This window comes from Erwinia sp. V90_4, from assembly GCF_029967685.1.
GTDB lineage: Bacteria > Pseudomonadota > Gammaproteobacteria > Enterobacterales > Enterobacteriaceae > Erwinia > Erwinia aphidicola.
Genome location: NZ_JASCAQ010000045.1, coordinates 48,680 through 61,607 on the forward strand (window position 1 = coordinate 48,680; position 12,928 = coordinate 61,607).

General features: G+C 56.6%; 9 protein-coding genes, 1 tRNA gene and 1 pseudogene. 10 read left to right on the plus strand and 1 reads right to left on the minus strand.

What is annotated here, in order from left to right:
- Positions 1 to 40 precede the first annotated feature (40 nt).
- Positions 41 to 1,033, plus strand: a pseudogene (rpoS, locus tag QLG07_RS11515) (RNA polymerase sigma factor RpoS).
- 238 nt (positions 1,034 to 1,271) lie between these two features.
- Here the strand turns inward: rpoS and mutS are convergent.
- Positions 1,272 to 3,827, minus strand: coding sequence for a DNA mismatch repair protein MutS (gene mutS / locus QLG07_RS11520; RefSeq protein WP_099753857.1), 2,556 nt, complete (start codon positions 3,825 to 3,827; stop codon positions 1,272 to 1,274).
- A gap of 389 nt (positions 3,828 to 4,216) precedes the next feature.
- Between mutS and QLG07_RS11525 the strand changes: the two genes are divergently transcribed.
- The 9 genes from QLG07_RS11525 (at position 4,217) to QLG07_RS11565 (ending at position 12,870) form a co-directional block, all read left to right on the plus strand.
- Positions 4,217 to 4,675, plus strand: coding sequence for an RcnB family protein (locus QLG07_RS11525; RefSeq protein ID WP_048917111.1), 459 nt, complete (start codon positions 4,217 to 4,219; stop codon positions 4,673 to 4,675).
- 130 nt (positions 4,676 to 4,805) lie between these two features.
- On the plus strand, positions 4,806 to 5,885 hold the full coding sequence (mltB, locus tag QLG07_RS11530; RefSeq protein ID WP_048917110.1) for a lytic murein transglycosylase B: 1,080 nt from the start codon (positions 4,806 to 4,808) through the stop codon (positions 5,883 to 5,885).
- Between the two features lie 95 nt (positions 5,886 to 5,980).
- On the plus strand, positions 5,981 to 6,754 hold the full coding sequence (tam, locus tag QLG07_RS11535; RefSeq protein ID WP_282469251.1) for a trans-aconitate 2-methyltransferase: 774 nt from the start codon (positions 5,981 to 5,983) through the stop codon (positions 6,752 to 6,754).
- Positions 6,755 to 6,856: 102 nt separating this feature from the next.
- Entirely contained in the window at positions 6,857 to 7,351 is a 495-nt protein-coding gene (gene pncC, locus QLG07_RS11540; RefSeq protein ID WP_282469252.1) for a nicotinamide-nucleotide amidase, read from the plus strand.
- Positions 7,352 to 7,445: 94 nt separating this feature from the next.
- A complete protein-coding gene (gene recA / locus QLG07_RS11545; RefSeq protein ID WP_048917107.1) occupies positions 7,446 to 8,513 on the plus strand; it encodes a recombinase RecA in 1,068 nt (355 codons plus the stop codon).
- A 189-nt stretch (positions 8,514 to 8,702) separates the two neighbouring features.
- Positions 8,703 to 9,215, plus strand: a complete 513-nt coding sequence (locus QLG07_RS11550; RefSeq protein ID WP_187499505.1) for a regulatory protein RecX — start codon at positions 8,703 to 8,705, stop codon at positions 9,213 to 9,215.
- Positions 9,216 to 9,352: 137 nt separating this feature from the next.
- Positions 9,353 to 11,980, plus strand: a complete 2,628-nt coding sequence (gene alaS / locus QLG07_RS11555; protein WP_282469253.1) for an alanine--tRNA ligase — start codon at positions 9,353 to 9,355, stop codon at positions 11,978 to 11,980.
- Between the two features lie 249 nt (positions 11,981 to 12,229).
- Positions 12,230 to 12,415, plus strand: a complete 186-nt coding sequence (gene csrA / locus QLG07_RS11560; protein ID WP_004155916.1) for a carbon storage regulator CsrA — start codon at positions 12,230 to 12,232, stop codon at positions 12,413 to 12,415.
- A 362-nt stretch (positions 12,416 to 12,777) separates the two neighbouring features.
- A tRNA-Ser gene (locus tag QLG07_RS11565) sits at positions 12,778 to 12,870 on the plus strand.
- Positions 12,871 to 12,928 lie beyond the last annotated feature (58 nt).

Here is a 12,928-nt window from a genome sequence, read left to right on the forward strand (position 1 = left end):
CTTGGTGTTCTGCCCTTGGGATCACGGGTAGGAGCCGCTTATGAGCCAGAATACGCTGAAAGTTAACGATTTAAATGAAGACGCGGAATTCGACGAAAACGGAGCTGAGGTTTTTGATGAGAAGGCTCTCGTCGGAAATGAACCTGGTGATAACGATTTAGCAGAAGAAGAGCTGCTGTCGCAAGGCGCAACACAGCGCGTTCTTGATGCTACGCAGCTCTACTTAGGAGAGATTGGTTATTCTCCATTGCTCACGGCAGAAGAAGAAGTTTTCTTTGCCCGCCGTGCACTCCGTGGTGACGTGCCATCGCGTCGCCGCATGATCGAAAGCAACCTGCGTCTGGTGGTGAAGATTGCCCGTCGTTACAGCAATCGTGGTCTGGCGCTGCTGGACCTGATTGAAGAAGGTAACCTCGGCCTGATCCGTGCAGTAGAAAAATTTGACCCGGAAAGAGGGTTCCGTTTCTCTACTTACGCCACCTGGTGAATTCGTCAGACTATTGAACGGGCGATCATGAATCAAACCCGTACCATTCGTCTGCCGATTCATATCGTTAAAGAGCTAAATGTTTATCTGCGTACTGCGCGTGAACTTTCCCACAAGCTCGACCATGAGCCAAGTGCGGAAGAGATCGCAGAAAAGTTAGATAAGCCTGTTGATGACGTGAGCCGGATGCTGCGCCTCAACGAACGCATTACTTCAGTCGATACGCCTCTGGGCGGAGATTCTGAGAAAGCGCTGCTGGACATCCTGGCCGATGAAAAAGACAACGGCCCGGAAGATACCACGCAGGACGATGATATGAAGCAAAGCATCGTCAAGTGGTTGTTCGAACTGAACGCCAAGCAGCGTGAAGTGCTGGCACGTCGTTTCGGCCTGTTAGGTTACGAAGCGGCCACGCTGGAAGATGTGGGTCGTGAAATTGGTTTGACCCGCGAGCGTGTACGTCAGATTCAGGTTGAAGGCCTGCGTCGTCTGCGTGAAATTCTGCAGGCGCAGGGTCTGAATATTGAAGCGCTGTTCCGCGAATAAATAGCGTGAGAACCAAGCTTCAATAACCACTGATAATGGTAATGCGAAAAGCGGTGACTTCGGTCACCGCTTTTTTTTGCCTGCTATTCCGGGTTGTTGAGACGTAGGCACAAGGCATATCAGGATTCTTGAGAAGCAGGGGCGAACCATGTCAGGCTTTATGGGAAGTAGGGGCGAACCATGTCAGGCTTCATGGGAAGTAGGGGCGAGGCATGCCTCGCCCGCGTTGAGGCCAGTGCTACACCAGCGACTTCAGGCGGTAAATCCACTCCAGCGCCTGGCGTGGCGACAGCGAGTCCGGATCCAGCGCTTCAAGCGCTTCTACCGCCGGAGACGTCTCTTCAACCAGCAGCGGCAGCTGCGAACCGTCAGCTTTGGTGGCGGCTGCGCTACCGGACAGGGCTTCGAGCTCCTTCAGCTTCTGGCGCGCGCGCTTGATCACCTCTTTCGGCACCCCTGCCAACGCGGCAACGGCCAGGCCATAGCTCTTGCTGGCGGCGCCGTCCTGCACGCTGTGCATAAAGGCGATGGTATCGCCGTGCTCAACCGCATCAAGGTGCACGTTAGCCACGCCTTCAATCTGTTCCGGCAGCGTGGTCAGCTCGAAGTAGTGCGTGGCAAACAGCGTCATCGCTTTGATGCGGCTGGCCAGGCTCTCGGCACAGGCCCACGCCAGCGACAGGCCGTCGTAGGTCGAGGTTCCGCGCCCGATCTCATCCATTAATACCAGGCTGTATTCGGTGGCATTATGCAGGATATTGGCGGTCTCGGTCATCTCCACCATAAAGGTCGAGCGGCCTGAGGCGAGATCGTCCGCCGCGCCCACGCGGGTAAAGATGCGGTCAATCGGGCCTATCACCGCCTGCTCGGCGGGCACGAAGCTGCCGATATAGGCCATCAGCGTAATCAGCGCTGCCTGGCGCATGTAAGTACTTTTACCGCCCATATTCGGGCCGGTAACCACCAGCATGCGGCGCTGGGGTGACAGTGAGAGCGGGTTGGCGATAAACGGCTCTTTTAGCACCTGCTCAACGACCGGGTGACGCCCGCCGGTCAGCTTAATACCCGGCTTATCGCTCAGCGTCGGGCAGCTGTAATTCAGCGTCCAGGCGCGTTCGGCGAGGTTGCTCAGCACGTCCAGCTCCGCCAGCGCCGAGGCGCTGTTCTGTAGCGCTTCGAGGTGCGGCAGCAGCAGGTCGAACAGCTCGTCGTACAGGCCTTTTTCCAGCGACAGCGCTTTGCCTTTTGAGGTGAGAACCTTGTCCTCATACTCTTTCAGCTCGGGAATAATGTAGCGCTCGGCGTTTTTCAGCGTCTGGCGGCGCACATAGTGGATAGGCACCAGATGGCTCTGCCCGCGGCTGACCTGGATGTAATAGCCGTGCACGGCGTTAAAGCCGACCTTCAGCGTATCCAGCCCCAGCTTTTCACGCTCGCGGATCTCCAGGCGGTCGAGATAGTCGGTGGCGCCATCCGCCAGCGCGCGCCATTCGTCCAGCTCGGCGTTGTAGCCGGGGGCAATCACTCCGCCGTCGCGCACCAGCACCGGCGGGGTTTCAATAATCGCCCGCTCCAGCAGTTCGCGCAGCTCGGTGAATTCGCCCATCTGTCCACGCAGGGTCTGCAGGTGGGCAGTCTCGTTGTGCTCCAGCTCGGCGTTGAGCAACGGCAGCTGCTGGAAGGCATGGCGCATGCGGGCCAGGTCGCGCGGGCGGGCAGTGCGCAGCGCCAGGCGCGCCAGAATGCGTTCCAGGTCACCGACCTGACGCAGCAGGGGCGTGACGGATTCATGCAGGTCCTGCAGCGCGCTGATGCTCTGCTGGCGCTGAGCAATGGTCTGCGCATTGCGCACCGGCATATGCAGCCAGCGTTTCAGCATGCGGCTGCCCATTGGCGTGACGGTTTTATCCAGCACCGATGCGAGGGTGTTCTCCATGCCGCCGGCGAGGTTTTGGGTGATCTCCAGGTTACGGCGGGTAGCGGCATCCATAATGATGCCGTCCTGCTGGCGCTCCATGGTTAGCGAGCGAATGTGCGGCAGCGAGGTACGCTGGGTGTCCTTAACATACTGCAACAGGCAGCCTGCGGCGCGCAGCGCGTGGTGCGCCTGCTCAACGCCAAACCCGCTCAGGTCACGAGTGGCAAACTGCAGGTTCAGCTGCTGGCGCGCGGTGTCCAGCTCATACTCCCACAGCGGGCGGCGGCGCAGGCCACGACGGTTTTCAATCAGCGCCATCGCGGCAAAATCTTCCGGATAAAGCAGCTCTGCCGGATTGGTGCGCTGCAGTTCAGCTGCCATGGTCTCCAGGTCGGTTGGCTCGGCAAGGCGGAACCGGCCGGAGCTGATATCCAGCGTGGCGTAGCCGAACCCGCGCTGGCTCTGCCAGATAGCCGCCAGCAGGTTATCCTGGCGCTCGTTAAGCAGCGCTTCATCGCTGATGGTGCCCGGGGTAACGATGCGCACCACTTTGCGCTCAACGGGCCCTTTGCTTAGCGCCGGGTCGCCAATCTGTTCGCAAATCGCCACCGATTCGCCGAGCTGCACCAGCTTCGCCAGGTAGTTTTCTACCGCATGATAGGGCACGCCCGCCATCGGAATGGGTTCTCCCGCCGACGCGCCGCGCTTGGTCAGTGAAATTTCCAGCAGCTGCGAGGCACGTTTCGCATCGTCGTAAAACAGCTCGTAGAAATCTCCCATGCGGTAGAACAGCAGTATCTCAGGATGGTCAGCCTTGAGGCGCAGATACTGCTGCATCATAGGGGTATGGGCGGCAAATTTATTGATATCGTTCATGCGGCGGCTTTATCTAATCCATTGAATGTAAAGTTAATAATGATGTTTATTCTGATTGTTGTTTATCATTGGTTTGCGGGTGATAGTTTAACGCAGCGGGGCATAAACTGACACCCGTAAATCGGGAAGGCGGCTCGCAGATTCAGCCAAAAAACCGGGCGCGAGTCGCTCAATCCACCCGGTAAGAGACATTACGCGTCATGACTGTTAACAAAAATTCCCCTGGCTCAGGCAGCCAGCACACGATCATCGCGGGCATCCCACCGGGAACCATCGTATGATTGTGTTATCTAAGTGATATCTGATGCTTTTAATCATGTCTTTATCGTCTTTCTTTATGCCAGTTTTGCAGTCGTTCACTGCCGGATGGCGTCATTTTTGGAGAAACTATGCGTAAGTTGAAAGTGGTGTTGTGTTCAGCCGTGTTGTCGGCTGCAGCGTTGTCCGGCATGTCCACCGCTTATGCGGAAGGCGAACAGCCGGCAGAAACTGCGGTTCCGGCCGTGCCAGAAGTGCAGAGCCAGACCCCGCCGGTTCAGACCCCGGAATCCCAGAACTCGCTGTCGCAGGCACCGGGCGATGCGCAGCAGGCAGATCAGCCTAATCCTGCCGACCCTTATGAAGTGAAAACCTTCTTTGCTGACTTTAAGCGTTTTTCCATTGGTGATATCGCACCGGACCTTTACCGCAGCAAAAAGTATGAAGTGAGCCAGTGGAACGTACGCCATCTGCCTGCGCCGGAAGCCGACAGCCACTGGACCTATATGGGCGGTAACTACGTGTTAATCACCAACGCTGAAGGTAAGATCCTGAAAGCTGAATCCGGTGAAATCTACTACAAGCACTAAGCCAGCCTGTTATTAAACGGCGCTTTGCATCACCACCGCGAAGCGCCGTTGAGTAAATCCGCTTTAATTCCTCCCGCTCAATGCTTTATCCTCTATTTCTGACCTCCCGGCCTTGCAATATGGATATCTGATGCGTTATCTGGCAACTCTTCTTCCTGTCGTCGCTTTACTTTCCGCCTGTAGTAGCCAGCCGAAAACGGCCCCGGCTGAACCCCACGGCAATCCGTTTAAAGGCAACGGCGGCTTCCTGCTTGAGCCTGCCCACAGCGGCACCGTGCTGGGGGGCGATTTCTCCAATAATCAGGCGGCCAACGCATTTATCGACAAAATGGTGCGCAAGCACGGTTTTGAGCGCCAGCAGCTGCACGATGTGCTGGCGCAGGCAAAGAACCTCGACTGGGTGATCCGCCTGATGGACCGCCAGGCACCCACGCCAACCACCCAGGGGCCAACCGGGCCAAACGGCGCGTGGATCCGCTACCGCAGCAAATTCATCACGCCGGACAACGTGCAGAATGGCGTAGCGTTCTGGAACCAGTATCGCGATGCGCTGGAGCGGGCGCAGAAAACCTATGGCGTGCCGCCAGAAATCATTGTCGGCATTATCGGTGTGGAAACGCGCTGGGGCCGCGTGATGGGTAAAACCCGCATTCTGGATGCGCTGGCGACGCTGTCATTTAACTATCCGCGCCGCGCCGAATACTTCAGCGGTGAGCTGGAAACCTTCCTGCTAATGGCGCGTGAAGAGGATGATGATCCGCTGGACCTGCGCGGGTCGTTTGCCGGTGCAATGGGCTATGGCCAGTTTATGCCGTCGGCATTTAAGCAGTATGCGGTCGACTTTAATGGCGACGGCCATATCAACCTGTGGGATCCGGTCGATGCGATTGGCAGCGTGGCGCACTACTTCCAGCAGCACGGCTGGCTGACAAACGGCACGGTGGCCGTGCAGGCTAACGGCCAGGCTCCCGGACTGGAGAGCGGCTTTAAAACCCGTTACACCGTGGCGCAACTGGCCTCTGCCGGTCTCTCACCCACCATCCCGCTGGATAACAACCAGCAGGTCAGCCTGCTGAAGTTTGATATGGGCACCCGCTATCAGTACTGGTACGGGCTGCCGAACTTCTATGCCATCACCCGCTATAACCACAGCAACCATTACGCGATGGCGGTTTGGCAGCTGGGTGAAGCCGTGCGCGATGCGCGCTAGAGCGTAACGCGATTCTGTTGCAATTTTGTTATTTATCGCGCTGGCAGTCAGGCTTACAGTAGCCCTGGCTGTCACCGAACTTTTAGCGAGGAATAATGAAAGAGTGGAACCCCGATCTCTACCGCCAGTTCGAAGCGGAGCGCACCCGCCCGGCGCAGGAACTGCTTAACCGCATCCCTTTATCCAGCGTCTCTTGCGCGACCGACCTTGGCTGTGGCCCCGGCAACAGTACCGAATTGCTGCATCGCGCGTGGCCCGCTGCCCGTATCACCGGGCTGGACAGTTCGCAGGCAATGCTCGATCAGGCGCAGCAGCGCTTACCGGGGTGTGCGTTTGAGCTGGCGGATATTCGCAGCTGGCAGGCCAGCCTGCCGCAGGAGGTAATTTATGCGAATGCCTCACTGCAGTGGCTGACCGATCATCCGCAGCTGTTCCCCCATCTCATTAGCCAGCTGGCTGCCAACGGCGTGTTGGCCGTACAGATGCCGGATAATCTCGATCAGCCCAGCCATCGCCTGATGCGCGAAGTGGCCGCACGCCCGCAATGGCAGGACAAAATATCGCCACAGGCCGCGGACCGTAAACGGCTGCTGACCACCGGGCAGTATTACGACCTGCTGAGCGCGGCGGGTTGCCGGGTGGATATCTGGCGCACCACTTACTATCACGTAATGCCTGCGCCGCAGTCGATCGTTGACTGGCTGCGTGCCACCGGCTTACGGCCCTTCCTGGCCGGGCTTAGCGATGCTCAGCAGGCGCAGTTCCTCGCTGATTATCTGGCCGAAATCAGCGCGGCTTATCCCGTTCGCCACGATGGCAATCTGCTGCTGGCTTTCCCGCGCCTGTTTATCGTGGCGCAAAAAATCTGACTCCACGCTGGAAGACGCGCCGCAAAACGCGCGTCCCCTTACTCTTGCCTGAAAGAAAAGTGCTACTCTCTTGCTCTCAAACAACGGGCGGGGGAGAGCGCTATGACAGATCGTGAATTAAGCCAGTTGAGCACCCGGGTAGGGCAGCAGCTGCTGGCGCGCAATGCCAGCGTCACCACGGCGGAGTCCTGTACCGGCGGTTGGATAGCCAAGGTGCTGACCGACATTGCCGGTAGCTCAGCCTGGTTCGAGCGCGGCTTTGTCACCTACAGCAATGAGGCAAAACAGCAGATGGTTGGCGTCAGTGAATCTACGCTGGCGCAGTTTGGTGCGGTGAGTGAGCAGGTGGTGCGCGAGATGGCGCAGGGCGCGCTCAGCGAGGCGGGGGCGCAGTATGCGCTGTCGGTCAGCGGCATCGCCGGGCCGGATGGGGGCAGTGAGGGGAAACCGGTGGGCACCGTGTGGTTTGGCTTTGCCGCCTCGACGGGAGAAGTACTGGCGCTGGTTGAGCGTTTTCACGGTGACCGCGAGGCCGTTCGTCGCCAGGCAACCGCCTGGGCACTTCAGACCCTGCACGATCATTTTCTCAAAAATTAAACTTGATACTGTATGACCATACAGTATAATCAGCGCATATTTTAGAGACAAAGCAGCGTCCGCGTGTGCTTTACCCGCATGATTAGGAGTAGAAATGGCTATTGACGAAAACAAGCAAAAAGCACTGGCAGCAGCGCTGGGCCAGATTGAAAAGCAATTTGGTAAAGGCTCCATCATGCGCCTGGGTGAAGACCGCACCATGGATGTGGAAACTATCTCTACCGGTTCGTTATCCCTGGATATCGCACTGGGTGCAGGCGGTTTGCCAATGGGCCGTATCGTCGAAATTTATGGCCCGGAATCTTCCGGTAAAACCACGCTGACGCTGCAGGTTATCGCTGCCGCACAGCGCAAAGGTAAAACCTGTGCGTTTATCGATGCCGAGCACGCCCTTGACCCGGTCTATGCCAAGAAGCTGGGCGTAGACATCGATAACCTGCTCTGTTCTCAGCCGGATACCGGTGAGCAGGCGCTGGAAATCTGTGATGCGCTGGCGCGTTCCGGTGCGGTTGACGTGATCATCGTTGACTCCGTTGCGGCGCTGACGCCAAAAGCGGAAATCGAAGGTGAAATCGGTGACTCTCACATGGGCCTTGCGGCACGTATGATGAGCCAGGCGATGCGTAAGCTGGCCGGTAACCTGAAAAACTCCAGCACCCTGCTGATCTTCATCAACCAGATCCGTATGAAAATTGGTGTGATGTTTGGTAACCCGGAAACCACGACCGGTGGTAACGCACTGAAGTTCTACGCCTCTGTCCGTCTGGATATCCGCCGTATCGGTGCGATTAAAGAAGGTGACGAAGTGGTCGGTAGCGAAACCCGCGTGAAAGTGGTGAAAAACAAAATCGCTGCCCCGTTCAAGCAGGCTGAGTTCCAGATCATGTACGGCGAAGGTATCAACATCTTCGGTGAGCTGGTGGACCTGGGCGTTAAGCACAAGCTGATTGAAAAAGCCGGTGCATGGTACAGCTACAACGGCGAAAAAATTGGTCAGGGTAAATCCAACGCGGGTAGCTTCCTGAAGCAGAACCCGGCGATTGCCAACGAAATCGACGCGAAGCTGCGTGAAATGCTGCTGGGTAACCAGGACGACAAGCCTGATTTTGTCCCTGCTGCGCACGAAGTGGACGAGACTAGCGACGCAGACGAAAAGTTCTGATAGCGGTATATTCTGCAGGGGTCAGGCATGCCTGACCCTGGTTTTATCTTCACATTCCCCGTTTTATCCCAGCCTGAACCTGCTTTATCCCTTTAATCAGCCCATTCTCAACGCTTTTTCCTCGCACGGCACCTCTACAGACGTTACCCTTAACTCGTGTACATCTAACCGAAAACGGTGTGGAGCACTATGTCAGAAACCACCGAACGAAACCGGCATGCAAAACTGCTGGAGCGGGCAACGCGTATCCTCGCGATGCGCGACCACAGCGAGGCGGAATTTCGCCGTAAGCTGGTGGTCTCCAGCGAGCGAGCAGCCCAGTTCTCAAAGGCGGAAACGCCACCAGAACCGCTTAGCCCGGAGGAGATCGACCAGGTTGTTGAGTGGTGCTATCAGCATAACTGGCTGGACGATACGCGCTTTGCTGAGCGCTATCTGGCCAGCCGCAGCCGAAAGGGTTATGGGCCGCAGCGCATTCGCATGGAGCTGGGCCAGAAAGGCATCGATAAAAACCTGATTGATGAGACGCTGGCCGCCAGCGAAATTGACTGGTCGAAGCAGGCGTTTGATCTGGCGGAAAGGAAGTTCGGCCTGCCATTTCCTACCGAATGGAAGGAAAAAGCCAGGGTACAGCGTTATCTGATGACGAAGGGCTTCTTTACCGAAGATATACGGGCTATTTTTGCAAATTTTGATGATTGACCTTCGATGGGATTTTACTTCCCTCTGAAGAAAATTTATCTTATTCACCACTTTTTGTTCGTGTGTCGCCGCAGGCAGTAGCCGATCCGGCGTAACATGACCCACGAAACGTACGTTAGCGTGATTCCAGGACAAATATGAGCAAGAGCACTGCGGAGATTCGTCAAGCGTTTCTCGACTTTTTCCAGAGCAAGGGACATCAGGTTGTAGCCAGTAGCTCCCTCGTCCCAAACAATGACCCGACGCTATTATTCACCAACGCCGGGATGAACCAGTTTAAAGACGTTTTCCTCGGCCAGGACAAGCGTAATTACTCTCGTGCCACCACGTCGCAGCGCTGCGTGCGCGCCGGTGGTAAGCACAATGACCTCGAAAACGTCGGTTACACCGCGCGTCACCACACCTTCTTCGAGATGCTGGGCAACTTCAGCTTCGGCGACTACTTCAAGAAAGAGGCCATTGGCTTTGCCTGGGAGCTGCTGACCAGCCCTGAGTGGTTCGGCCTGCCAAAAGAGAAGCTGTGGGTCACCGTGTACGAGACCGATGACGAAGCTTACGGCATCTGGGAAAACGAGATCGGCGTGCCGCGTGAGCGCATCATCCGTATCGGCGACAACAAAGGCGGCGCCTACGCTTCCGATAACTTCTGGCAGATGGGCGATACCGGCCCGTGCGGCCCGTGCTCGGAGATCTTCTTCGACCACGGCGACCACATCTGGGGCGGCCCTCCGGGCAGCCCGGAAGAGGATGGCGACCGCTATATCGAGATCTGGAACATCGTCTTTATGCAGTTCAACCGTCAGTCCGACGGCACCATGCTGCCCCTGCCGAAGCCATCCGTGGACACCGGCATGGGCCTGGAGCGCATCAGTGCGGTCCTGCAGCATGTGAACTCCAACTACGAAATCGATCTGTTTGCCAAACTGATTCAGTCAGTGGCGCAGGTTACCGGTGCGACCGATCTCAGCAATAAATCGCTGCGCGTGATTGCCGACCATATTCGTTCCTGTGCCTTCCTGATTGCCGATGGTGTGATCCCGTCGAATGAGAACCGTGGCTACGTGCTGCGCCGCATCATTCGCCGTGCGGTGCGCCATGGCAACATGCTGGGGGCAGAAGGGACCTTCTTCTACAAACTGGTTGCTCCGCTGATTGCCGTTATGGGTGCAGCGGGTGAAGATCTGCAACGCCAGCAGGCGCAGGTCGAGCAGATCCTGAAAACCGAAGAAGAGCAGTTTGCGAAAACCCTGGAGCGCGGTCTGGCGCTGCTGGATGAAGAGCTGGAAAACCTGCAGGGCGACACGCTGGATGGTGAAACCGTCTTCCGCCTCTACGACACCTTTGGCTTCCCTGTCGACCTGACGGCGGACGTCTGCCGCGAGCGTAACCTGAAAATTGACGAAGCCGGTTTCGAGCAGGCGATGGAGCAGCAGCGCCAGCGCGCCCGCAGCGCCAGCGGTTTCGGAACTGACTACAACAACGTGATCCGCATTGACCAGGCCTCTGCCTTCAAAGGCTATGAAGAGCTGGCGCTGAATGCAGCAGTGACGGCCATCTTCGTTGACGGGCAGGCAGCTGATGAGATCAATGCTGGTCAGGAAGGGGTTATTGTTCTCGACGAAACGCCATTCTATGGTGAATCCGGTGGTCAGGTTGGCGATACCGGCGAGCTGAAAACCAGCGAGGCCAGCTTCAGCGTGAACGACACGCAGAAGTACGCGCAGGCGATTGGTCATATCGGCAAACTGTCGGCAGGCAAGCTGCGCGTCGGCGATCGCGTGGCGGCACAGGTGGATGAGGCACGCCGTGCGCGCATTCGTCTAAACCACTCGGCAACGCACCTGCTGCACGCGGCGTTACGTCAGGTACTTGGCGAGCACGTGGCGCAGAAAGGCTCACTGGTGAACGACAAATACCTGCGTTTCGACTTCTCGCATTTCGAGGCGATGAAGCCGGTTGAAATCCGCCAGGTTGAAGAGATTGTCAATGCGCAGATCCGCCGCAACCTGCCGATTGAAACCAACATCATGGAGCTCGAAGCGGCGAAAGCTCACGGCGCCATGGCGCTGTTTGGCGAGAAGTATGATGACCACGTTCGCGTTGTCGGCATGGGCGACTTCTCAACCGAGCTGTGTGGCGGTGTGCACGCCGTGCGTACCGGTGATATCGGCCTGTTCCGTATTACCTCTGAGTCCGGCACCGCCGCTGGCGTGCGCCGTATTGAAGCCGTCACCGGGGAAGGGGCGCTGGCACAGGTTTACAGCCAGAACGAGCAGCTGCTGGATATCGCACACCTGGTCAAAGCCAATAACAGTAATCTGAATGAGAAAGTGCGTGCGCTGATCGACCATGCGCGCGGGCTGGAAAAAGAGTTGCAGCAGTTGAAGGATCAGCAGGCTGCGCAAGAAAGTGCATCGTTAAGTAGTCAAGCGATTGTACTGAAAGGCACCAAACTGTTAGTCAGTGAGCTGAGCAACGTCGAACCGAAGATGCTGCGTACGATGGTAGACGATCTGAAAAATCAGCTCGGCTCCGCAATTATCGTGCTGGCAACGGTTAGCGACGGCAAAGTCTCTCTGATTGCTGGCGTGACCAAAGACCTGACCGACCGCGTGAAAGCGGGCGAACTGGTGGGCGAACTGGCTCAGCGGGTCGGTGGTAAGGGTGGCGGTCGCCCGGATATGGCTCAGGCAGGCGGTACAGATGCACAGGCGCTGCCTGCTGCGCTGTCTGGCGTTGAGTCATGGGTAGCGGCAAAACTGTAACACTATAAAAAACGTGTCGCGAGCAGGCGCACCGGGCGTAAATCCGGGGCGCTTTACTTCCGCGCTACAACCCTGTAATCATAAAGTCAGGTTGATAATCCGGTTTTCGGCTAAACTAACTATCAGCAGAATGTATTGGTAAGCAGGTGCACTCTTAGTGTATTTGTCATAATCTACGTTTAGCGTTATATGATGGATAATGCCGGGAAGCAGTTAGCCCGACTCTTTTAATCTTTCAAGGAGCAAAGAATGCTTATTCTAACTCGTCGAGTTGGTGAAACCCTCATGATCGGTGATGAGGTGACTGTAACTGTGCTGGGAGTCAAAGGTAACCAGGTACGTATTGGTGTGAACGCCCCTAAAGAAGTTTCGGTGCATCGCGAAGAGATTTATCAGCGCATCCAGGCCGAAAAAACTCAGCAGACAAGTTACTAACGGATCCAGCGCCTCGCTCCCTGTAGCGAGGCGCTACCGGTTTTCAGTTCCCTTTTTCCCTTCCTCCCCACTACTTTTCCCATTTTGTTACCCATTCACGCTGTTCTTTTGCCAAAAATTTATCCCTCTGACAGATTTATGACGTACAGACTTAGCGTTGCTTTTCGCAGTTTCATTGTTGATTAATCACTCTTTTTGTCGCCAATTTGGCCGTATTGCGTGGCTTTTGTGCAAACAAACACGAGTGACGAAAAAAGGGGGAGAAATTGTTTGACTTACAACGCCCAGAAAGTAATATGTGCGCCACGCAGTGCCGATGAGCAGAAACAACGTTCTGAAGCACAACTCGAAAGAGTGCTAGTGGTGAGGTGGCCGAGAGGCTGAAGGCGCTCCCCTGCTAAGGGAGTATGCGGTCAAAAGCTGCATCCGGGGTTCGAATCCCCGCCTCACCGCCATTTTGCATCCATAGCTCAGCTGGATAGAGTACTCGGCTACGAACCGAGCGGTCGGAGG